Below are 20,741 nucleotides of genomic sequence, written 5' to 3'. Positions count from 1 at the left end.
CGGCGCCGGTCACCACCACGCGCGCCGCCTGCAGATCGGGCGCGTGGGCGCCGATGTGCGCGGCCGACACGGTCTAGACCCCCAGCACATGGATGGAGCAGGCGCCATTGTCGACGCCCCAGATGCCGCCGCCGGTGCAATGGGCCAGGCCGATCTTCGCACCCTCGACCTGGCGGTCCCCGGCCCGGCCGGTCAGGTGCCACATAATCTCGACGATCTGCGCGACGCCGGTGGCGCCGAGCGGATGGCCCCGGCACAGCAGGCCGCCGCTCGGATTGACCGGGACGCGCCCGCCGATCGAGCTCTCGCCGTCGCTGAGGAACCGAAGCCCCTCCCCCGGCTCGCAGAAGCCCAGCGCCTCGTAGTAGATCACTTCGGCGATCGCGGCGGCGTCATGAACCTCAGCTAGGTTGACGTCGCCCGGGCCGACGCCCGCCATCTCATAGGCGCGCTGCGCCGCCTGGATCGAGATGTCGGGGACGGTGAGGTCCCGGTAGCCCTGGGCAAATTTGCCGCTGGCGACCACCGAGCCGAGGATCCGCACATTCTTTTGTGTGCCCGTTTCCTTTGGCTTGGCGGAGATGACAACCGCGGCGGCGCCGTCCGCGTTGGGGCACATTTGCAGGAGCGTGATCGGATCGGCGACCGGCCGCGACGCCAGCACTTGCTCGACCGTGCACGCATCGCGGAACTGCGCGTAAGTGTTGGTGGCGGCATGCCTACGGTTCTTCACCGTCACCTGCGCCACCTGCTCGATGGACCCGCCATGCTTGTCGAAATAGGCGCGGGTGCGCATGGCATAGAGCGCGGGCATCGTCAGGCCCTGATCGATTTCCGGATCGCCGGTGTTGAGCGCCAGAGGGCCGCCGCCGCGCGAACTGAGCTTTTCCAGGCCGATGACGAGCGCGGTCTCGACCTGGCCCGCCGCCACGGCGAGCCAGGCCTGGGACAACGCCGTCGCCCCACTCGAGCAGGCATTTTCGAGATTGATGATAGGCACACCCGTCATGCCCAGGTCCTTGAGGACGCGTTGGCCGGCAAGACTGCCCTGGAAGACGCTGCCGACATAGGCGGCCTCGATGCTCCGGCGGTCGATTCCTGCGTCTTCTATCGCTCCAAGGACGGCGGTCTGCGCCAGTGCCTCGGCCGAGACGTCCGGGTGCTTGCCGAAGGGCGTCATCGCCCCGCCGATGACATAGACTTCTCCGCGTGCGTTCACGATCGTTCTCTCCTGTTGGCAGTGCGACTAGCGCTTCGGCTGAAAGACGAAGCTTTCGCGGACCGAGCCGTCCGGCTCCTCGGCGATCGGCGCATAACCGATCTGCATTTCCATGCCCTGCTCGAGCGGGCCGTCGTCCCACCCGACGATCTGGCCCAGCACGCGCACATCCCCGGGCAGGTCGACATAGCCGACGGCATAGGGAACCTTGAAGGTCTTCGGCGCGATATGGATGATCGAGTGGGAGTAGAGCTTGCCGGGGCCCTCGATACGGGCGTCCCGCATGGCGTCCTGGCTGCCGCATTCGGTGCAGAAGCCCCGTTTCGGGAAGAACTTGCGGCCGCACTCGCGACACTCGCATCCCGCCAGCCATGTCTTGTGGCCGGCAGCGTCAGCCGGTGCGGTGGTTGTCTCGATCGTAGTCATCGCAGCCTCCTTCACGCCACCGCTCCGGCGGCCTTCAACTCGGCGATCCTGTGGTCCGAATAGCCCAGCATGTCGCCGAGGATGTCGGCCGTGTGCTGTCCGAGCTTCGGCGCGGACGCCTTGCGCACTTCGCCCATGGCCGACATCCGCACCGGGGCACGCGCCAGAAGAAGCGAGCCCACGTCCGGATCGTCGACTTCGACCAGCGCCTTGCGCGCCTTCAGATGCTCGCAGGTGGCGAGGTCTTCGCCGGTCTGGACCTTGCCGGCGGGGACGCCGAACTTGTCGAGCGCGGCGACCACGTCGTCGGAGCTGCGCTCGGCCATCCATTGCTCGACAAACGGCTCCCAGGCATCGGTGTTGGCCGCGCGCAGGCGGCCGTCCGCCATCTGCGGATGGGTGATCCACTCTTCCTTGCCGAGCGCCTTGCAGAAGCGCGCCCAGATGAAGTCGTTCGGGGTGATCAGCGCCACATAGCCGTCGTTGACGGCAAAGGTGCGGTAGGGCGCCTGGTACTTGTCGCGGCCGCGGCTGAGAACCTCGCCGGCGAAGGTGTAGAGCATCAGGCTCTTCTCGTTGAGGGCAACGAGACTGTCATACATCGCCGCGTCGATATACTGGCCGACACCGGTGCGTTCGCGCATGAACAGGGCGAGCAGGATCTGGTATCCGGCCATCACGCCCGTGAACAGGTCACCCAGGGCCAGCGGGCTGACCTCGGGAGGACCGCCTTCCTCGCCGAACAGGTTAGTGATGCCGGACATCGCCTGGATCACCGGATCGAAGGCCGGCAGGCCGGAATAGGCTCCGTCGAGGTCCTTCGTGCGTCCGTAGCCGCTGATGGCGGCATAGATCAGCCTGGGATTGACCTTGATGAGATCCGCATAGCCAAGGCCCAGCTTGTCGACCGAGCCGGGCTTGAGGTTCTCGACCACAACATCGGCGCTCTTGATGAGGTCGAGATAGACTTGCCGTCCCTCGGCCGTCTGCAGGTCGAGTGCAACGCTCTTCTTGTTGCGGTTGTAGGTGACGAAGCCGCCATAGACCGATTCCCCGCTCTCGCTCTTGAGCGCCGGCTGATAGTTGCGCCGCGGATCGCCGCCGTCCGGCCGCTCGATCTTAATGACCTCGGCGCCGCAATCGGCGAGCCACATCGTGCAATAGGGCGCAGCGATATATTGTTCGAGCGCGATGATACGCACTCCGTCCAACGGATATTTGCTCATGTTCACTCGCCTTCTTGTGTCTAGATGTTCTGTTCGAGGTGCAGGGAGCCCTTGCTCACGGCGATCCTGCTCAGACCCGGCCGCTTGGCGATCTCCTGCACCAGCCCGTGCAGCGGCGACGGCACGTCGCCCCGGCTGACCGGCTTCTGGTTGGCGCGGTACTTCTGGACGACCACCTTGCTGTTGAACAGCTCCAGCAGCAGATCCTCGTCGGACGCGAAGGGGCCGTTCTCCGCAATGAATTCAGGCACCATCTCGCGCCCGAACACCGCCGCGGAATCGATCCGGTCCTCGTTTCCGACCACCCGGTCCAGGATGTTCTGGTCGATCTGCCCCGGCGACTGCCCGTAATGGCCGCGCATGTAGAGGCGCAGCTCCTCCGGAACGGTGTGATAGCGCTTGCCTTCCAGCACGTTGAAGGTCGCCTGCACGGTCACGAGCTGGGAGAACGGGGTGACCATCACCGGATAGCCCATTTCCTCGCGGACGCGGCCGGTCTCCTCCAGCACCTCGTCCAGCCGGTCGATCAGCTTCAGGTTCTTCAGCTGGCTCACCAGATGCGACATCATTCCGCCGGGCACCTGGTGGTGGGCGAAGCTGCGGAAATTCTTGGCGTTCGGCGTCACCTTCCGGCTGAACGGCCTGCCCTCCTGGTAGGCCACCCACAGGAAGTAGTCGTCGATCCGCCTCAGCGTCTCCTCGTTGAGCCCGGTCTGCAGGCCGGACTGATCCGCCATCGCCATCAGGTCCAGCGTGGCCGGTATGGATTCGCCATAGGCAAGCGGACGCGCCGCCGAATAGACGCCGTCGATTCCGGCATCAATGGCCTCCTTGTAGCAAAGGCTGGACAGGCCGGTGGCGTCGTGGCCCGAGAATTCCAGGATCGTCTCCGGAAAGGCCTGCCTGATGGCCACCATGTTGGCCCGGGCCGTTTCCGGCGTCAGCAGGCCGCTGGCGTCGCCGAAGACGATGCCGTCCGCGCCGCAATCGATGAATTCCCGGCTTTTCTGCACGAAGTGCTCGGGCGTGTGGGCGGGGCTGATCGAATAGGTGACGTAGCCGAGCACGCCCATGCCGAGCTTCTTCGCGCAGCGAACGTGAAACGCCACATTGCTCACATCGTTGAGGGCGTCGAAGATCAGCACCCAGTCGATGCCGATCTGCTTGAGCCTGCGCATGAACAGCTCGACTACGTCGTCGGAATAGCGTTTCCAGCCGAACAGGTTGCGGCCACGCACCAGGATGATCGTGTCGGTCTTCTTGATGCGCTTCCTGAGCTGGTGAAGCCGCTCCCACGGATCCTCGTAGAGATAGACGATCGCCGTCTCGAAGGCCGAGCCGCTGATCAGGTTGATGCGGTCGAAGCCGCACTCATCTAGGATCGGCGCGGAATCGAGCATCGACGCGGACCGCATGCGGTTGGCCCAGACGGACTGGGGTCCATCGCGAAACGTCTCGTCGGTGAATTTCAGCCGTGGCTTGGCGCTGCTGGTGCTCATGACGGATCAGCCTGCCCGTTGGGGTCGATGTAGAGCAGCGCCTGGTCGAACTGAACCAGGTCTTCATTGGCCGCCCCGAAGCCGGTGACGACGCCCCGGGCGCCCGCCCGGATGTTGTTCATCACCTTCATCACCTCGATGATGCCGACGACGGTGTCTTCCGTGACCTCGGAGCCGACCTCGACGAACGGCGGCTCCCCGGGGGCTGGGGCCAGGTAGAAGATGCCCGCGATGGGCGACCGGACCGGGATGGTCCCGTCAGGTGCCGGCGCAGCCTCCTTGTCGGAGACCGCCGTGACCTGGCCCTTGGCCAGGGCGGGCGGCGGGGCGGCGACGGGTGGCGCCGCCGCCTGGACCCGGGCGGGCCGCTCCTGCGTGTCCGCAGCGTCCCGTTCGAGGTCGATCTTCATGTCGCCGATCGACAGCGTCAGCTTTCGCACGTTCGGGCTCGTGTCGATCAGGCGCAGGATCTCCAGCGCATCGGCGTAGCTGAACTCGTAGCTGATCCGGTTGCCGCCGGCGGGCAGCGCGGCTGCAGCCTCGGTCAGTCCGTCCCAATTGGGTGTTGTCTCATTCATGACGCGTAATTCCTCCCGCGATAGGTCTCATTGCCACCGAAGCAGCCATTTCTCGAGGCTGTTCATCAAGGCGATCAAGGCGGTTCCCAGAATTGCCAGGATGAACAGCACGGCGAAGACGCCGCTGATCTGAAAGCTGCCGGCCAGGAAGGACAGGAGCTGTCCCAGGCCGTGCTGCGCCGCGATGATTTCCCCTCCGATGACTCCCAGGAGGGCGTAGATCAGGCCAAGGCGAAGTCCCGAGAAAATGGTCGGGACGGCACTGGGAAGGGTGACCCTTGCAAAGATCTGGCCCTTGCTGGCGCCCAGGGTCCGCGACAGCGTCAGATGGTCGGCATTGGTGCTGCGAATGCCTGCAACGGCGCTGCTCAGGACGATGAAGTAGGTGAGGCTGGCGCCAAGGGCCACTTTCGACCAGATGCCCAGTCCGAACCATAAGAGGAACAGCGGCGCGAGGGCGATGCGCGGAAGCGCATTGAGCGCGGAGAACAACGGATCGCTGAACCTTTCGAACCACGGCCAGGTGATGAACATCAGTCCGGTGATGATGCCCGCGACGCTGCCGATGACAAAGGCCAGGAAGGTGCTGCCCAGCGTCCAGTACAGGTCCTTGATCAGGCTGAACTCGACGAACAGGCCGATCCACAGGAACTTGGCGATTTCGGTCGGAATTCCGATGAACAGCGGGTTCACGATCCTGTTGCGCGCGATGTACTCCCACGCCGCGAAGAACACCGCCAGGAACACAAGTCGCGCGGCATTGATGACAAGGGTCTCGTACAGCGCAAAATTTCGATTTTCAGCGGCATCCGTCATGACTGCAGCCCCACTTCCAGCTTTTCCCAAACCTTGGCGTAGATCTTGTGATATTCCGGATCCTTCTGCAGGTCCGTGACGGACCGGGGTCGCGGGAGCTCGATGCGAATATCGGCGATGATCCTGCCGGGCCTGGCGCTCATGACGACGACACGGTCCGACAGGGTGATGGCTTCGGCCAGATCGTGGGTGATGAAGACCACGGTCCGCCGTTCTTTCATCCAGAGCGACAGCAGGACATCCTCGAGCTGCATCTTTGTCTGCGCGTCGAGCGCGCCGAACGGCTCGTCCATCAGCAGCAGCGGCGAATCGAGGCAGAAGGTGCGCGCAAGCGCCACGCGCTGGCGCATGCCATGGGACAGGGCCTTCGGATAATTTTCCTCGAACCCCTTGAGCCCGACCGCCTCGAGCAGGTGGCGCGCCCGCTCCTGCGACTTGTGGCGATCGGCATGCCGGATCCGGGCCCCGAATTCGGCGTTCTGCGCCGCGGTGAGCCAGGGAAACAGGCAGTCGCGCGCCAGCATGTAGGCCACGTCATGGCGACCGGCCTTCGGTGGCGAACCGAAGATCGAGATTGTCCCCTCCTGCACCGGCATGAGGCCTGCAAGCAGGTTGAGAACCGTGGTCTTGCCGCAGCCCGATGGCCCGACGATCGACACGAATTCGCCCGGCGCGAAGCTGAGGTTCACGTCGGCAGCAGCGTGAACGCTGCTGCCGAAGCGGTGATTGAGATCCCGGATCAAGACATTGCCGATCTCCCGCGCCCCTGCTGGCGCCTGCGTGTAACCGCCGGCTTCCGGCTTCACTGCGGCGCTGGCGGCAAGCTGACCCTGTCCGCTCATGGCTGCGGAGCCTTGGCATAGACGAAGGTCGCCGGATCGACGGGATCCGTGATCAGCTCGTTCTGGATCAGATAGTCCGAGAATGCCTTGACCGCGTCGCGGTCGATCGTGACGCCGTAGAGCGGGGCGTTGGTGCGAACCAGCTCGCGGAGCACATTGTCTGCATCCTCGATATCGTCGCCCAGCTTGAAGCGTCCCTGGACAACTTCCACGAGCTCTTCGAAATTGGCGGAATCATTGACCCAAGCGGTCGCTTCGGTCATCGCCTGGATGAAGGCGTCGACGACGACCGGGTTTTCCTCGATGTAGTCGCGGCGGGCGGCATAGGTCTCGAACGCGCCGTTGAGGGCGCTGATTTCCGCGGGGCCTTCGCCGCCGACCAGATCGACCATGTCCACGCAGGTCTCCTGCAGGCGGCAGATCGTGGCGAACGGCTCGAACATCATCGCGGCATCGATCTGGCGGGCCAGGAAGGAGGGGTAGGCCGTGCCGGGCGAGCCCACGCCGATATAGGTGACGTCGTCGGGGTTCATGTCGGCGCCGATGAACAGTCCCCTCGCCTGGAGCTCGGTTCCGGAGCCCCGCGCGGTGACGCCGACATTGAGCCCCTTGAGGTCCTGCATGACGGCGGGATAGCCCTTGTCCTTGTTGGGCAGGGGCACATCCTTGTGCACGCTCAGCGTATAGATATTATCCGGCGAGTGGCCCACGATGAGCTGCACGTCATTGCCGCGCGAGGCTGCCTGCATGGTCACTTCGGTGGATGCGAAGGTGACTTCGAGACTTCCCGCGGCGAGCGCCTGGAGACCGACCGGTCCGCTCGGGATCTGCACCATCTCGCAGCGGATGCCGTGGTCCTCGCAGAAGCCCTTGTCGGCCGCAACCCACTGGCTGATGTGAAGAATCGCGCCCGGATACTCCTGAATTCTGACAACTTCGCCGTTTGCGACGATCTTTTCCTGAGCCCCCGCAGCATTGGCAAACAGGGCTCCAGCGGCAACTGCGGCCACGAAGCCTTTGCGACCGAGGGCGCGCTTCATTCTTGTGTTGATCATATCTCTCTCCCAGGTCCTTCATGGACAAATCGGAATGCGACCGCTTTGCTGGGCCACACCTCCTCCGACAGGGGAAAGGAAACATGCGACGCTGTCCATTGCAACAAGAATGTTGTAAAATGGGATAGAATTTGTATTTTATGGAATTATGATTTCATTTTTCGACAGGATACCCAATGAAAGCGCGAACGCCGAAATACCAGACAATGCCTGACGGCGCTCAGGATACGGGCGCCCTGAAGCGGGGCCTGGCGGTCATCGAGGTCCTGGTGGAATCGTCCCGACCGCTGACACTGCATGAGGTCGCCGAAGCAGTGAAGCTCACCGACAGCACGGTGCATCGCATTCTGCAGTCGTTGATGGAGGCAAGCTACGTGATGCGGGACGTGACCGGAAAGCGCTACCACGCCGCCTCCAAGGCGATGGGCTCGCTGACCATGTATCACCCGCTTCAGATCCTGCGGCGCGACGCTTTCGAGCCGCTGCGCCTGTTACGGACGCGCACGGAGCTGACGTCGTCGCTGGTCGTCTTCATCGGCAACGAGCGGCTGGTGGTCGACATCTCGGGCGTGTCGGGGGTGCTCACCCCCTACTACGACACGCAGCTGCGCAATCCCTTGCACGTGGCGGTCTCGGGGAAGCTGCTGTTGCTCAACCGGTCCCCGGAGGAGCAACGGGACCTGCTCGGAGACGGCCCCTACGAGGCGCTGACCCCGAACACCATCACCGATCCCGAAGCATTCCGGCAGGAGCTCGAGCAGATCGGCACGCGCGGCTACTCGACCAATCTCGACGAGAACTTCATCGGTTTTTCCGCGATCGGGGCGCTGATCACCTGCGGGCCGGAGCAGCCGCTCGGATGCGTCATGCTGGCAGGCTCCAGCAAGGAATTCACGCCGGAAACCATTCCGGAATGGGGCAGGATCCTGCAGGATCAGGCGCGGCTTATTTCCTTCTCCCAGGGTGCCAGGGCGACCTACAACATGTTCTCGCAATAGCAAGGCCGGACACGTCGCCCTCAAGCGGCGTGCCCGGCCTTCATGGTCGAGGGCTCAGCCGGCCCTCGTCTGTCCTGATCGGGCAGCCCGCGCCGCCGCTTACTCCTTGCCGCGCGCGAGCAACGACCAGGCCGCCGGGAAGATCAGCGCCGCCAGGCAGGCCTTGGCGAGATCGCCGAGCACGAAGGGATACAGGCCCAGGGCGAACAGCGGCTTGTCGAAACCGATGACGACGCCGAGCCAGAGCAGGCCTGTGGGATAGATGGCCGCGGCCGCGATCAGACCGGCGCCGATGGCCGAGACGGGGCTCCGCCCCCAGCCTCGCCGTGCGAGCCCGCCCGCGACCAGCGCCTGGAGAACGAATCCCATGAGATAGCCGCCGGTCGGCCCCGCCATGTAGGCGAGCCCGAGGCCGGTTGCCGGCGCCCCGGCGAAGACCGGCAGGCCGGCCGCCCCCTGCGCCAGATAGGCCAGAACGGCCGCCGCCGCGCGCGCGGGCCCGAGCGCCAGGCCTAGCCCGATCGCGACAAGGGTCTGAACCGTCAGCGGCACCGGATAGAACGGAATGGTGATCTTGGCCGCCACGGTCATCAGCAAAGACCCGGCCAGCACCACCAGAAGATCAACCGCCAGATTGCTCTTCTGGCTCCGGTTCGAAATCGTTTCGTAGAGCGTTGTCATGGTTTCCTCTTCTCATTGTCCGCATGGCCAGGACCGGCTGCGGCGCGCGGTGGTGGTGTGTCTGTTCGTCCGGCGGAAGCCCCCTGCTCCGACGCGGACGGGGCGATCCCGTCCGGCATCACGGTCAGGCGTCTCTCCAGTAGGCGCGGCCGCTGAGCCCGCCATCGATGACGAGAACCTGGCCGGTAATGAACGTGGCGCCCGGCCCGGCGAGAAAGACGGCGGCGCTGGCCACGTCATCCGGCGTGCCGAGCCGCTTCATGGGGACCGCCTTCTCGAGCTCGGCCAGCGCGTCGCCCGGCAGACTGTCCAGAAGCGGGGTCTGAACGGGTCCGGGCGCCAGGGCGTTGACCGTGATTCCTTCGGCGGCAAACTCCTGCGCCGAGCACTGCATGAGCCCGATGGCCCCCGCCTTGGACGCGCCGTAGGCGGCCATGTTGCGGGCGCCGCGGGTCGCCAGCACCGAGGACGTGAGCACCACCGAGCGGACGCCCTGCGATCGCCGCATGGCCGGCAGGAACGCCTGCATGGTGTTGAAGGCTCCGGTGAGGTTGACGTCGAGCACCCCGTCCCAGAGCGCCGCACCGGTCTGGCTCACCGTGCCGGACGGGCCGATCCCGGCATTGACCATCAGCACATGAACGCCGCCGAAATGCGCCTCCACATCCCGCGCCGCATCGCGCAAGGCCGCGCCGTCGGTCACGTCGGCCGCCATTCTGAGGACATTACCCTCTTCGGCGGCCCCGACCTCGTAGTCGGGCCTCTGCTTGTCGATCAGCGCGACGGCATAATCCTCGGCAAGCAGGCGGCGCGCGAGCACCTGGCCAATGCCGCCGCCGGCGCCGGTCAGGACTGCAATTCTCTTGGCTGAATGTGACGGCATCTTTCCCCGCGGATCCCCTGCCAGCGACCGACTGCAGTCGCTGACCGGAACTGTTTCCGGGCTGGGCTCAGGAGTGAAACCAGCGATTTCGGGAAACCTTACGGCAGAAATAGATTGAAAAGAAACGAAAAATACAGAACATTAGATTGAGAACTATTCAATTAGACGAGGTGCGAGATGTCCATCCGCGACGTGAAGACATTTCTGGCTGTGGTGAAAAGCGGTTCCTTCGCCGGGGCCGCGGACGCCGTCCGCCGGACCCAGTCGGCGGTCACCGTCCAGATCCGGTCCCTGGAAAACGAGCTCGGGGTCGAACTGTTCGACCGCTCGAAGCGGCCGCCGGTCCTGAGCGATGCGGGACGCAGTTTCGTCAGCAAGGCGACCGAAGCGGTTCAGGCCTATGACCGGCTGTTCCAGGCGCGGGAGGAACCCTCGATCGAAGGACATCTGAGCCTTGGCGTGGTGCCGAGCGTGATTACCGGCCTGATGCCGCGGGCGCTGGTGGCGCTCAGGTCGAAATATCCGCGCCTGCACATCCAGCTCTCGATGGGCCTTTCGGCGGACCTGGTCGACCGGGCGCGGCAGGGCAAGGTCGACGCGGCCATCGTCAGCGATCTCGTTCACGGCCCCTCCGGTCTCGAGTGGTCGCCGTTTCTGCGCGAACCGCTCGTCCTGATTGCGCCGGCCGACGTGCCGCAGCGGCGCGCGGAGGAACTTCTGACGACCTATCCCTTCATCCGCTACACGCGCCAGGCCTGGGTCGGCGAACTGATCGATGCCTACCTCAAGACGCGGCGCCTGCGCGTCAACGAAATGATGGAGCTCGACACCCTCGAGGCGATCACCACCATGGTGCACCACGGGCTCGGCGTTTCGATCGTTCCCCAGCGCGGGATGCACGATCCGCTGGCGCTGCCGGTGCGGCGCGTCGCCTTCTCCGGTCCGCCCGCCTATCGCACGATCGGCCTCGTCTACCTGCGCGACCACGCCAAGGCGGCGCTCGCCCAGACCCTGCTGGACGAACTGGCGAGCCTCTCAAAGGAATCGGCGCCGGGCGACGACTCCACTCAGCCCAACTGATCGCCGGCACCTGCCGACACCCCGGCGTGGCGCCGGCGGGCAACGGCGCAACGGCCTCTATGCTTCAGAGCAAGCAGGAATTTCCTGTAAACAGTTGTATTATGAAGCGGTCCATGCGACAATTTAGTGTAAATTTTACTTACATGAGTTTCAACCGACAGTGACGATCCGGATCTTGCGAACCCTCGTGGCCGTTCATGAGCACGGCACATTCAGCGCCGCCGCCGAGGCCGTCTACATGACGCATGCGGCGGTGAGCCAGCAGATGAAGGCGCTTGAAGCCGAATGGGGCATCAAGATCTTCGACCGCAGCCGGCGGACCCCCGAGCTTACCCCCATGGGGCGCGCGCTGGTGGCGCGGGCCCGGGACGTGATCGCCGCCTATGACGGCCTGGTTCCCGGGATCCTGGGCGAGGACAGCCTGCGCGGGACCGTGAGGCTCGGCGCCGTTCCGACAACCCTGACGGGCCTCGTGCCATTGACGATATCGTCCCTGAAGCACTCGTTCCACGGACTGATGGTGTCGGTGACGCCCGGACTGACCAACACGCTGCTGCATCAGGTCGAGCGCGGCGCCCTCGACGCCGCCATCACCTCGCGGCCCGAGGTGCTGCCGCGCAATCTGGCCTGGCTCGATGTCGCGGAGGAGCCGCTGGAACTCCTGGTGTCGCCCAACATCGAGAGCGACGATCCGATCGAGCTGCTCCGCACCCAATCCTTCATTCGCTTTTCGCGCCATGCCGTCGTGGGCGAGAAGATCGAACGGTGGCTCCAGGAAACAGGCATCGAGGTCAAGGAAAGCATGGAGCTGGAAAGCCTCGAGGCGATTTCCAGCATGGTGCTGGCCAATCTCGGCGTCTCCATCGTGCCGCGGCCCTGCGTGCGGCACATGCTCTCGCATCCGCTCAAGCATCTGCCGTTGGACCGCGGAAACCTCTACCGGACGATCGGCCTGGCAAGCCGCAACGACAACCTGCGGCCCCGTGCGATCCGCGAGATCCACCAGCGGCTTCTGGATGCAGTCGCGCTCGGCGTCTTCAATCCGCTGACGCTGAAGCAGGCCAGCGAAGGATGAGTACCGAGTATCTGGTCTTGCTTCTGGTGGGCGCGGCGGCCGGTGGTTTCGTCAACGGACTGGCCGGATTCGGCACGGCGCTTTTCGCCCTGGGCTTCTGGCTCAACATCATGCCGCCGCAGCAGGCGGTCGCCATCGTCCTGATCATGTCGGTGCTGAGTGGCCTGCAGGGCACCTACATCGTTCGCGCCAGCATTGCCGCCAATCCCGGCCGGCTGCTGCAGTTCCTGCTGCCGGCGCTGGCGGGGGTGCCCGTCGGATTAACCCTGCTCGAGCATATCGAGGCGGGCGCGCTCAAGCTGACGATCGGCGCCTTCATGCTGCTCTACGGCGTCTTCTTCATTGCCCGCCAGTCCTTGCCCTTGGTGCAGGGCGCGCGCGTCTACACCCAGGTCGCGATCGGCTTCCTGGGCGGCGTCCTCGGCGGGGCGGCGTCGCTGTCGGGCGCCCTGCCTACCATGTGGTGCACCTTGCGGCCCTGGACCAAGGGCGAGCAGCGGGCCGTGCTGCAGCCCTTCAACGTCATCGTGCTGACCGCCTCGGCGGTGATCCTGGCCGCGCAGGGAGCGTATGACCGGCAGACGCTGCTCTGGATCGGCCTGGCCCTGCCGACCACCATGTTGGCGGCGCAGCTGGGCATCATGGCCTTCCGCCGGCTGAGCGACATGCAGTTCAGGCGGCTTCTGGTGGCGCTGATGCTGGTGTCGGGCCTTGTCCTCCTCGTCGGCGAGTTGGTCTGAGCCGGCGGCTCAGCCCGGCTTCGGCGGGTTGAAGAAGGGCGCTGGCACCAGGATCTTGTTCTCGACATGGGTGACCAGCGGCCGCATCTTGGCGGCGTAGCTCTGCCATTGGGGGGCCGCCTGCAGCAGCTTGCGGCGCTCGTAGCGGTCGTCCAGGCTGTCATAGCCCCACATGTGGACGATCTGGTTGAGCGGCCCGATATCGGTGAAATAATAGCCGACCATCCGGCCGAGAATGCGGACCTGGACCTCCATTCCCTCCTCCTCGTAGAGCTTGAGGAACACCGGCACCTGGCCGGCCTTGAGGGTGTAGATGCGTTCGTCGACGAACTTGCTCATGGGACTGTCCTTCCGGGTTTCTCAGTTCAGATTGATCTTGATGGCGGTGAGCGCGAACACGGCGAGAATGCCCGTGAGCGCGCAGATCAGCACGATGGCGCTGCCGCCGACGTCGCCGAGCTTTCTCAGTGACGTCTTCATGCCCAGCGCGGCGATCGCCACCACGAGGCACCAGCGCGAGAACGACAGCAACGTGTCCTTCACCAGCTCGGGAATGGCGTCGTAGGAGCCCGCGATCACCAGCGCGGCAAAGCCGATGACGAAGAACGGAATCGGCAGCGCGCGCTTGGTGCCCGCTTCGCGCGAGCCGGAAAAGACCAGCGACAGGATGACGATCAACGGCACCAGCAGCGCCACGCGCAGAAGCTTGACGAAGGTGGCGGTGTCGCCCGTCAGTTCGGAGACCGAATAGCCCGCGCCCACCACCTGGGCCACGTCGTGAATCGTGGCGCCCAGGAAAATGCCGGTGGCCACCGCGCTCAGGTCCAGCGCGTCGGCGATCAGCGGATAGACAATCATCGCCAGCGTGCTCAGCGCCGTCACCCCGATGACGGTAAAGATCGTGTCGCGCTCGAGGGTCTCGCTCTTGGGGAGCACCGAGGAAATCGCCAGGGCCGCGGACGCGCCGCAGATGGCCACGGCCCCGCCGATCAGCAGCCCAAATCGCGGGCCGTGGCCGAGCAAGCGCGACAGCCCGAGGCCCATGGCGATCGTCAGTCCCACCCCGCAGAGCGTGATGAGCAGCACCTCGGAGCCTGTCGAGGCGATCTGCTGCACCGTGATGCCGAGGCCGAGCAGGGCCACCCCGATGCGCAGCAGCACTTTGGAGGAAAACTCGATGCCGGCCACGCAGGCGCCGCCGTCCTCGACTAGGAAGTTGAACGCCATGCCGAGCAGCAGCGCCATCAGCATCACCGGCGCGCCGTAATGCTCGGAGAGGAATTTGGCGGCAAAGGCCACCGTCAGCGATGTCAGCACGCCCGGAAACAGGATCCGGGCTTTGCGGACATAGGCGAGATCGGCAAGGGAATGCATCGACTTGGGTCACAGTTCGGGATTGAGCGGCCGCGGACGGCGCAATCGTTGCAGGCTTCGTTCGGGTGAAGGCGGTGGTTCGTCCGGGGGTCAGCCCTCGGCTACGAACACATGCACTTTCTGGGCCGCATTGTTGGCAAAGCCGGCCACATCCCAGGGCGGATCGAGCGGCTGCACCGCGCCGTTGGCGTCGGTCGCGCGGCAGCGCAGCACGTGGTCGCCCGGGCTTGCCAGCCAGTCGCAGCTCCATTTTGTCCAGGCATGGCGCCCGGTCTGTTGTTCGAGCCGCGCCTCCCGCCACACACCATCCAGCTCGACCTCGACCCGGGTCACAGGCACGCCGCCGCCCGACCACGCGCGGCCGACTAGTGTCACCGGTCCAGGCTCGAGATAGCGCTTGCGCGTGCCCCAATCGGGCACGCCGGGGGGCACCATCAGCGATTTGACCCGCATCGTCGTCACCGGACGACCCGGATCCGTATCGGAGTCGCGGAAGCGGTAGGTCTGCACCTGCTGGAACCCGTCAAAGGGCTGGGTCAGCGCCTCGATGCGCCCCAGCCACTTGACGCTCGCCATGCCATACCAGCCCGGCACGATCAGCCGCAGCGGCGCGCCATGCTGCGGCAGCAGCGGCTGACCGTTCATCGAGTGCACGAGCATGACGTCGAGATCGGCGATCTGCTCCAGGGTGAGCGAACGGCCGAAACAGTGGCCGACGCCCTTGTCGAAGCCGTAATCGGCCCCGAAAAAGGCGATGTCCACCACGTCGGCGCGCGGCCGCGCCCGCTCGATCAGCGGCCGGAGCGGCGTGCCGGTCCATTCCGAGGTGCCAACCGCCTCATACAACCACGGCATGGAATGCGCGCGCGGCGAAATCCCGGACCGGCCGTTGCCGGCGCATTCCAGCGTCACCGGCAGCGTGACCTGCGGCAGCGCCTTAATCTCGTCGAGCCCAAGCTCGAACGGCGCATCGAACGCGCCGGAGAAGCCGAGCCTATGCGCCCCGGCGTCGATGAGCGGCACGTCGAAATGGATGAGCAGGTAATGCAGCCCGGTGGGGGTGATGTCGAGCGCCAGCGTTTCGAGCAGATTGCCCGAATTGCGGTTGGCAAGCCCGACCTCGGACTGGCTGTAGACGCCGTCCTTGGTGTCGATCCGGCCGGAATAGCCCAGAAACGGGTTGTCGGTGTTCGCCATGGCCTATCCGATCATTTCGTCGGAACGGTCGTCGGTCTCGCCGAAACGTTTGAGCACGGCGGGCGTGGTCCCCTCATACACCCTGGCGAGGTTGGCGGAAATCTTGGCGTTCTCGCGTTCAAACAACGAGTTGCCTGCGAGGTCGCTCTCGACGATGAAAGGGCCCATGTTATCGGCCTCCAGCACCCACATCGCCTGGGCCAAACCGAGTTCCTTGTTCCAGTGCACCGCCTTGACGCGCTTGACGCCGCGGCCGAGCAGCGCCCCGGTGCCGTAGCCCACCGTGGTGAGATAGATCGCGCCGTTGGGAACGAAATGCTGCTTGTAGTCCTTGGCGCTCATGCCGCCCTTGCCGATGATCAGCTTGGCGCCCGACTTGGCCATCCATTCGCCGATCCACTTGGTGAAGCGGAACGAGGCGGTGGCCGTCACGGCGCCCAGCCGGAAGGTCCCGTCCTCGTTGATGGCGGCGGCGGGCGAGCAATGGAAATTGGCCGCGCTCTCCGAGGGAAGCTCCATCGGGATATTGGCTTTGTCCTCCAGTGCGCGCTTGTAGACACCCTCGCGCGCCGTGTAGATCAGCCCGTCCAGATAGACGACGTCGCCCAGCCGCAGCTCCGCCAGCGCTTCCGGCGTCGGCGTCGTGCTCAGGCGGATTTTTCGTGGTCCTGAGGGATTTCCCATTCCACTGTCTCCCGGCGTTGATAATCGGTGAACCAGTCCGGATCGGTGCGGTATTCCACCCGTCCGTCGGCATATACCCGCGCCACAGCGCGGCGCGATGAAAGGCAGAAGGCATGGACAGACATCTGCATGCCGCCTGTATGGCAATAGCCGACCTCGATATTGGCGTCGATGACCATCGACTTGCCGACAAATCCCATGGCGCCCATGCCGATGGAATTGCCGAGTTCCTTGAGCTCGAGCTCGAGTTCGGCGATGCGCGGGTCGGAATTGCGCGAGCCGACGACGCGCAGGCAGGCGGCGCGCTTGCCGAGCACCATGCAGGTGTCCTTGCAGCCGCCCAGCCCGATGCCGATGATCGCCGGCTGGCAGGCCAGTCCCCGCTTGCCGAAGGCCACCAGGCAGTCGAGATAGAAGCGCTTGATGCCCTGGATGCCGTCGGAGGGAAACAGCATCCGGTAGTCCGTGCCGAACAGGCCGCCCTTGTGCACGGTGATCAGGTCGATCCATTCGCCGCCGGGCTCGTAACCATACTCGATCTCGGGCGCGCCGATGCCGACATTGTTGTCATGGTCGGTGCGCCACAGCGGATGCACACGGTTGGGCCGCAGGGGCACGCCGTTGGTGGCGTTGGCGGTGGCCCGGCGCAGGGCCGCCTCGAGCGCGATCGGGCCGCCCTCGATCCGGGTCTCGTTGCCCATCTTGACGTACCAGCGCGGCGTGCCGGTGTCGCCGCACATGGCGCGGCGGTCTTCCTTGGCGGCCTTGTAGTTCTCCAGCATCGCCTCGAGCACGAAGGACGACAGGTCCCCGTCCTCCACATTCGCGGCCGCCTGCAGACCGTCGAGATAGTCCTGCGGGATTTCGATGGCGGCCTTGTCCATCAGGACCTCGGCCGTCTTCTGTATGATGTCGATGGGGATCATCAGCTTGCCTCCACCAGGGTTTCGGGTTCGCCGGCGGGCAGGATGGTCTGGCCCGGCAGGACGATGGAAAATTGCACGGGCTCGCGGCTGACATCGATCTCGCCGCCTCTCTGCCGTGCAACGGTGAAATAGGAGCTGTCCAGATCGCCCGGGTCCGGAAAATCCTCGCGGTAATGGGCGCCGCGGGAATTCTCCCGCGTCAGCCCGGCCTCGGCGATGACCTCCGAGACATCGCAGAGCGAGCGGACATTGAGCCAGTCGTGCCAGGTCAGGTTGAACGCCAGATTTCCGGAGGCCACGCCCGCCTGCATCAGCTCGTCAGAGATTTCGGCGACGCGGGCGATGCCGCGTTCCATGCCGCGGCCGGTGCGGATGACGCCCACATCCTCCCACATCGCCTCCTGCAACCGGTGGCGCAGGTCCTGGACATGGGCGGGCTTCCGGCCGAGCGGCTGGCAGGCGCGGGCGATCTCGGCGTCCAGTACGGTTTCGTCCGGATCGCGCAAGGCGCCGATGCGGCGGATGTCCATGCCCATCACATCGCCGGCGACGCCGCCGAAGACGGTGGAATTGGCCACGCCGTTGCCGCCGAGCCGGTTGGAGCCGTGAGCGCCGCCGGCGTCCTCGCCGGCCACGTAGAGCCCTTCCATCTCGGTGCGCGTGTCGGTGTCGACCACCACGCCACCCATGAAGTAATGCGCGGTCGGCACCACCTCCACCAGGCCGCCGGCCAGATCGAAGCCCGAATCGGCGCAGCGCTTGACCATGCCGGAGAATTTCTGGCGCACCATCTCCGGGCCGAGATGGCTCATCTTGATGTAGACCCCGCCATGGGTGGTGGTGTTGGACTTCTGCATTTCCGCATAGATACCGCGCGAGACCACGTCCCGGGTGGCGCGCTCGCCGCGGTCGTCATAATCGAACATGAAGCGGCGTTCGGCGCCGTTGAGCAATTGCCCGCCCGCCCCGCGCAGCCCTTCCTCAAGCACCGTGCCGGTCATCTTGGTGTGGTCGCCTGCGAGCAGGCCGGTGGGGTGGAACTGCACCATCTCCATGTCGCGCAGCGGCAGGCCGGCGCGCAGCGCCATGGCGAGCCCGTCCATCGTCTTGTCGCCGGAGGGAGTGTGGTACTTGTACATGGTCGGACCGCCGCCGGTGGCCATCAGCACCGTCTTGGCGCGGACGAAGCGGAACCGGCCGGTGCGCATGTCGATCATCAGCACGCCCGCCAGCGCCGAACCGTCCCGGGTCGGGATCAGGCCGATGGCGCGGTGCTCCTGCAGCTTTTCCACCGGGCGCGACAGCACCTGCTCCATCAGCCGGTTGATGATCTCGATGCCGGTGAGATCGCCCTTGTGCACGGTGCGGTCGGCCGTCTGGCCGGCAAACGCCTTGTGGTGCAGCGTGCCGTCGCCGTTGCGGTCGAAGAAGCAGCCGATCTCGTTTTCGAGTTCGCGCACCCGCACCACCGCCTGCTCGCACAGCTTCCAGGCCATGTCCTGGTTGGGCAGCCACTTGCCGCCATTGATGGTGTCCATGAAATGTCGCTCGACGGTGTCGCCGTGGCCGAGCGCCACGTTGTAGCCGCCCTGCACCATGCGGGTGCAGCCGCACTTGCCGATCAGGCCCTTGACGGCGATGGTCACCTTCGTGCCGGAAGGCGCGGTCTGCAGCGCGTGGAGCGCCGCGAACATGCCGGCGCCGCCGGTGCCGAGAATGAGGATGTCCGTGTCGTGACGATCGATGCTGGTCATGCTCATGCTCACACCGCCTGCAGGAAAAATGCGCCGGCCACCAGGAAGGCCCCGGCGACCGCCGAAGCGGCCAGGGTCTTCTGCCGTGGCGACCAGGGCAGGAACTCGAGCGCGAGCAGCCGCAGCCCGCCGAAGACATGCACCGCGAGCAGGAAGACGAGGCCGAACTCGGCGATCTTGACCAGCGGATCGTCGCTAAAGCGCAGGAAGGCGTCGAGCCGCTCCGGCTGGTTCAAGGCGAAGGAGAGCACATAGAAATGCACGGGCAGGAACAGCGCCAGGCCCAGACCCGAGAGCCGGTGCAGGAGATAGGCTGTCCACAACGGATGCGAGCGGTGGGGCCGGATCACAGCGTCACCGCCAATACCGCGCGCAGGCCGGTCACCAGCAGCAGCAGGCCCGCGAGCCACATGAAGATGTCGAGAGCCCTGCCCTTGAGACCGAGCGTCTCATGGACGATCACGCGCAGGCCGATGGCCGCATGCAGGGACACCGCCAGCACGAACAGGCCATAGAAGACGAACCAGAGGACGCTGCCCCGGGTGCGACCGAGGATTTCGGCGGCGCTCAGCCCATCCTGAATGGCATAGATCATCACCGCGATGTGGCCCAGCGTCAGCGGGATCATCACCATCGCACTCAGGCGTTGCGCCATGTAGAGCCGGAGATCGAGCATGCCTATCGCCCTCCCCTGAAGAAGGAGGAGACGGTCTCGCGCTTGAGCCCGGCGATCGCCTTCATGGGGTTGAGCCCGTTGGGGCAATGCAGCGTGCAACTGCCCTGGCTGTGGCAATTGTGACAGCCGCCCCTGCCCGAAACCGCGTCGAGAATCGCGCCGGGATCGGCGTCCTTGGGATCGAGATAGAGCGTCCAGGCGCGCTGCAAGGCGGCAGGACCGAGGAAATCGACATTGTTGGCGACCGTGTCGCATGCGGCGTAGCAGACCGAGCAGTTGATGCATTCGATGCCCGCGTCGGCCTCGATGCGCTCGGGCGTCGCCGGGCTGATCTGCTCGACGGCGTCGTTGCGATCCCGGGTCGGATGGTGCACGCCGCCAGCAGCCACCCATCTGTCGAAAAATGGGTCCATGTCGGCGGCCAGATCCTTGATCACCGGCAGGTTGCGCAACGGCGCGATGGTGAGGACATTGTCCTTGATCACCTTCTTGATGTGGGTGCGGCAGGTCCAGCGCGGCACTCCGTTGACCATCATGGCGCAGGAGCCGCACATGCCGACGCGGCAGGCATAGCGGTAGGACAGCGTCGGATCCGCGTATTGCTGGATCCAGGCGACGACGTCGAGAATGGTCTGGCTTTCCTGCATCGGCACCAGGAACCGCTCGAAGCTGCCCTCCGTGCCGCTTCCACGCCAGACATCGACATGTAGCCCATTTGAATCCGCAGTCACACGCAACTCCCAATCGCATTGTCGGCCACAGCATAGTGTTATTTTTTCGATATAATAACGATAAATACTGACTATTTTTGTAAGCCATTCTTACATAAAACATCGCGCGGTCTGGGTACGCCGCATTCGGGGCACGCCCTATTGCCCGTTTTTTTGAGATACGAGATAAGGAGACCCTCGGGACGCCAAGTTGGTCCCTTGTGGACGTCGAGCTATTGGCCGTCGCGCATTTGAAGCGGTCCGGTTGGCCAGGTCACTTCAGCGCCAATCGCCGTTCGACG

At 65.1% G+C, this 20,741-nt stretch carries 23 protein-coding genes; 4 read left to right on the top strand and 19 right to left on the bottom strand.

Annotated elements, in window-relative coordinates; genetic code table 11:
* Window positions 1-73: 73 nt before the first annotated feature.
* The 8 genes from LL06_RS15345 to LL06_RS15310 are packed head-to-tail and all read right to left on the bottom strand — an operon-like array spanning window position 74 to window position 7,661.
* Window positions 74-1,219: a thiolase family protein gene (locus tag LL06_RS15345; protein WP_244447151.1), complete on the bottom strand. Its 1,146-nt coding sequence runs from the start codon at window positions 1,217-1,219 to the stop codon at window positions 74-76.
* Window positions 1,220-1,246: 27 nt separating this feature from the next.
* Window positions 1,247-1,645, bottom strand: coding sequence for an OB-fold domain-containing protein (locus LL06_RS15340; RefSeq protein ID WP_035528610.1), 399 nt, complete (start codon window positions 1,643-1,645; stop codon window positions 1,247-1,249).
* 11 nt (window positions 1,646-1,656) lie between these two features.
* The gene (locus LL06_RS15335; RefSeq protein WP_035528608.1) at window positions 1,657-2,871 is read right to left on the bottom strand and encodes a CoA transferase; all 1,215 of its coding nucleotides are present in this window, start codon (window positions 2,869-2,871) and stop codon (window positions 1,657-1,659) included.
* A gap of 20 nt (window positions 2,872-2,891) precedes the next feature.
* Complete coding sequence (locus LL06_RS15330) at window positions 2,892-4,370, bottom strand: pyruvate carboxylase subunit B (RefSeq protein ID WP_052161614.1); 1,479 nt, start codon at window positions 4,368-4,370, stop codon at window positions 2,892-2,894.
* Entirely contained in the window at window positions 4,367-4,948 is a 582-nt protein-coding gene (locus LL06_RS15325; protein ID WP_052161613.1) for a biotin/lipoyl-containing protein, read from the bottom strand. Before LL06_RS15325 ends, LL06_RS15330 begins: the two co-directional genes overlap by 4 nt.
* A gap of 27 nt (window positions 4,949-4,975) precedes the next feature.
* On the bottom strand, window positions 4,976-5,764 hold the full coding sequence (locus LL06_RS15320) for an ABC transporter permease (protein WP_081964003.1): 789 nt from the start codon (window positions 5,762-5,764) through the stop codon (window positions 4,976-4,978).
* A complete protein-coding gene (locus LL06_RS15315; RefSeq protein WP_081964002.1) occupies window positions 5,761-6,606 on the bottom strand; it encodes an ABC transporter ATP-binding protein in 846 nt (281 codons plus the stop codon). The genes LL06_RS15320 and LL06_RS15315 overlap by 4 nt, the downstream gene beginning before the upstream one ends.
* Window positions 6,603-7,661, bottom strand: coding sequence for an ABC transporter substrate-binding protein (locus LL06_RS15310; RefSeq protein ID WP_035528606.1), 1,059 nt, complete (start codon window positions 7,659-7,661; stop codon window positions 6,603-6,605). Before LL06_RS15310 ends, LL06_RS15315 begins: the two co-directional genes overlap by 4 nt.
* Window positions 7,662-7,837: 176 nt before the next feature.
* On the opposite strand from LL06_RS15310, the gene LL06_RS15305 reads away from it, so the two are divergent.
* Window positions 7,838-8,659: an IclR family transcriptional regulator gene (locus LL06_RS15305; protein ID WP_081964001.1), complete on the top strand. Its 822-nt coding sequence runs from the start codon at window positions 7,838-7,840 to the stop codon at window positions 8,657-8,659.
* 99 nt (window positions 8,660-8,758) lie between these two features.
* On the opposite strand, the gene LL06_RS15300 is transcribed toward LL06_RS15305, so the two are convergent.
* A complete protein-coding gene (locus tag LL06_RS15300) occupies window positions 8,759-9,340 on the bottom strand; it encodes a biotin transporter BioY (protein WP_052161611.1) in 582 nt (193 codons plus the stop codon).
* Between the two features lie 124 nt (window positions 9,341-9,464).
* Complete coding sequence (locus LL06_RS15295; protein WP_035528604.1) at window positions 9,465-10,223, bottom strand: SDR family NAD(P)-dependent oxidoreductase; 759 nt, start codon at window positions 10,221-10,223, stop codon at window positions 9,465-9,467.
* Between the two features lie 177 nt (window positions 10,224-10,400).
* Between LL06_RS15295 and LL06_RS15290 the strand changes: the two genes are divergently transcribed.
* The 3 genes from LL06_RS15290 to LL06_RS15280 all read left to right on the top strand — a co-directional run bounded on the left by LL06_RS15290 (window position 10,401) and on the right by LL06_RS15280 (window position 13,118).
* Window positions 10,401-11,303 carry a LysR family transcriptional regulator gene (locus LL06_RS15290; protein ID WP_035528602.1) on the top strand — a complete coding sequence of 301 codons (903 nt, stop codon included), beginning with the start codon at window positions 10,401-10,403 and terminating at the stop codon, window positions 11,301-11,303.
* A gap of 175 nt (window positions 11,304-11,478) precedes the next feature.
* Complete coding sequence (locus LL06_RS15285; protein WP_244447150.1) at window positions 11,479-12,378, top strand: LysR family transcriptional regulator; 900 nt, start codon at window positions 11,479-11,481, stop codon at window positions 12,376-12,378.
* Complete coding sequence (locus LL06_RS15280; RefSeq protein WP_035528597.1) at window positions 12,375-13,118, top strand: sulfite exporter TauE/SafE family protein; 744 nt, start codon at window positions 12,375-12,377, stop codon at window positions 13,116-13,118. Before LL06_RS15285 ends, LL06_RS15280 begins: the two co-directional genes overlap by 4 nt.
* Window positions 13,119-13,127: 9 nt before the next feature.
* Here the strand turns inward: LL06_RS15280 and LL06_RS15275 are convergent, their stop codons facing one another.
* From LL06_RS15275 to LL06_RS15235, 9 genes are all read right to left on the bottom strand, one after another.
* Entirely contained in the window at window positions 13,128-13,457 is a 330-nt protein-coding gene (locus tag LL06_RS15275) for an NIPSNAP family protein (protein WP_035528594.1), read from the bottom strand.
* Between the two features lie 21 nt (window positions 13,458-13,478).
* Window positions 13,479-14,492 carry a putative sulfate exporter family transporter gene (locus LL06_RS15270; RefSeq protein ID WP_052161610.1) on the bottom strand — a complete coding sequence of 338 codons (1,014 nt, stop codon included), beginning with the start codon at window positions 14,490-14,492 and terminating at the stop codon, window positions 13,479-13,481.
* 90 nt (window positions 14,493-14,582) lie between these two features.
* Entirely contained in the window at window positions 14,583-15,689 is a 1,107-nt protein-coding gene (locus LL06_RS15265) for a sulfite oxidase (RefSeq protein WP_035528590.1), read from the bottom strand.
* A 3-nt stretch (window positions 15,690-15,692) separates the two neighbouring features.
* Window positions 15,693-16,373: a fumarate hydratase C-terminal domain-containing protein gene (locus tag LL06_RS15260; protein WP_035528587.1), complete on the bottom strand. Its 681-nt coding sequence runs from the start codon at window positions 16,371-16,373 to the stop codon at window positions 15,693-15,695.
* The gene (locus LL06_RS15255) at window positions 16,337-17,299 is read right to left on the bottom strand and encodes a fumarate hydratase (RefSeq protein ID WP_035528583.1); all 963 of its coding nucleotides are present in this window, start codon (window positions 17,297-17,299) and stop codon (window positions 16,337-16,339) included. Before LL06_RS15255 ends, LL06_RS15260 begins: the two co-directional genes overlap by 37 nt.
* Window positions 17,299-19,059, bottom strand: a complete 1,761-nt coding sequence (locus LL06_RS15250) for an FAD-binding protein (RefSeq protein WP_201772340.1) — start codon at window positions 19,057-19,059, stop codon at window positions 17,299-17,301. Before LL06_RS15250 ends, LL06_RS15255 begins: the two co-directional genes overlap by 1 nt.
* A 2-nt stretch (window positions 19,060-19,061) precedes the next feature.
* Window positions 19,062-19,403, bottom strand: a complete 342-nt coding sequence (gene sdhC / locus LL06_RS15245; protein ID WP_035528580.1) for a succinate dehydrogenase, cytochrome b556 subunit — start codon at window positions 19,401-19,403, stop codon at window positions 19,062-19,064.
* Window positions 19,400-19,729 (bottom strand): succinate dehydrogenase, encoded by a 330-nt coding sequence (locus LL06_RS15240; protein ID WP_035528577.1) that lies wholly within the window; start codon window positions 19,727-19,729, stop codon window positions 19,400-19,402. The genes sdhC and LL06_RS15240 overlap by 4 nt, the downstream gene beginning before the upstream one ends.
* Window positions 19,730-19,731: 2 nt before the next feature.
* The gene (locus tag LL06_RS15235) at window positions 19,732-20,460 is read right to left on the bottom strand and encodes a 2Fe-2S iron-sulfur cluster-binding protein (RefSeq protein WP_035528574.1); all 729 of its coding nucleotides are present in this window, start codon (window positions 20,458-20,460) and stop codon (window positions 19,732-19,734) included.
* Between the last annotated feature and the right edge of the window lie 281 nt (window positions 20,461-20,741).

The organism is Hoeflea sp. BAL378 (assembly GCF_000759435.1).
Taxonomy (GTDB): Bacteria; Pseudomonadota; Alphaproteobacteria; order Rhizobiales; family Rhizobiaceae; genus Hoeflea.
Note: the sequence above shows the minus strand (reverse complement) of the source record. Positions and strands in the feature narration are given on the sequence as shown.

Coding starts and splice junctions, on each gene's coding strand:
- LL06_RS15260 (WP_035528587.1), bottom strand. CDS start 16,373: ATGGGAAATCCCTCAGGACCACGAAAAATCCGCCTGAGCACGACGCCG.
- LL06_RS15270 (WP_052161610.1), bottom strand. CDS start 14,492: ATGCATTCCCTTGCCGATCTCGCCTATGTCCGCAAAGCCCGGATCCTG.
- LL06_RS15295 (WP_035528604.1), bottom strand. CDS start 10,223: ATGCCGTCACATTCAGCCAAGAGAATTGCAGTCCTGACCGGCGCCGGC.
- LL06_RS15255 (WP_035528583.1), bottom strand. CDS start 17,299: ATGATCCCCATCGACATCATACAGAAGACGGCCGAGGTCCTGATGGAC.
- LL06_RS15300 (WP_052161611.1), bottom strand. CDS start 9,340: ATGACAACGCTCTACGAAACGATTTCGAACCGGAGCCAGAAGAGCAAT.
- LL06_RS15280 (WP_035528597.1), top strand. CDS start 12,375: ATGAGTACCGAGTATCTGGTCTTGCTTCTGGTGGGCGCGGCGGCCGGT.
- LL06_RS15325 (WP_052161613.1), bottom strand. CDS start 4,948: ATGAATGAGACAACACCCAATTGGGACGGACTGACCGAGGCTGCAGCC.
- LL06_RS15240 (WP_035528577.1), bottom strand. CDS start 19,729: ATGCTCGATCTCCGGCTCTACATGGCGCAACGCCTGAGTGCGATGGTG.
- LL06_RS15305 (WP_081964001.1), top strand. CDS start 7,838: ATGAAAGCGCGAACGCCGAAATACCAGACAATGCCTGACGGCGCTCAG.
- LL06_RS15250 (WP_201772340.1), bottom strand. CDS start 19,059: ATGAGCATGACCAGCATCGATCGTCACGACACGGACATCCTCATTCTC.
- LL06_RS15335 (WP_035528608.1), bottom strand. CDS start 2,871: ATGAGCAAATATCCGTTGGACGGAGTGCGTATCATCGCGCTCGAACAA.
- LL06_RS15320 (WP_081964003.1), bottom strand. CDS start 5,764: ATGACGGATGCCGCTGAAAATCGAAATTTTGCGCTGTACGAGACCCTT.
- LL06_RS15290 (WP_035528602.1), top strand. CDS start 10,401: ATGTCCATCCGCGACGTGAAGACATTTCTGGCTGTGGTGAAAAGCGGT.
- LL06_RS15315 (WP_081964002.1), bottom strand. CDS start 6,606: ATGAGCGGACAGGGTCAGCTTGCCGCCAGCGCCGCAGTGAAGCCGGAA.
- LL06_RS15275 (WP_035528594.1), bottom strand. CDS start 13,457: ATGAGCAAGTTCGTCGACGAACGCATCTACACCCTCAAGGCCGGCCAG.
- LL06_RS15330 (WP_052161614.1), bottom strand. CDS start 4,370: ATGAGCACCAGCAGCGCCAAGCCACGGCTGAAATTCACCGACGAGACG.
- LL06_RS15340 (WP_035528610.1), bottom strand. CDS start 1,645: ATGACTACGATCGAGACAACCACCGCACCGGCTGACGCTGCCGGCCAC.
- LL06_RS15265 (WP_035528590.1), bottom strand. CDS start 15,689: ATGGCGAACACCGACAACCCGTTTCTGGGCTATTCCGGCCGGATCGAC.
- LL06_RS15310 (WP_035528606.1), bottom strand. CDS start 7,661: ATGATCAACACAAGAATGAAGCGCGCCCTCGGTCGCAAAGGCTTCGTG.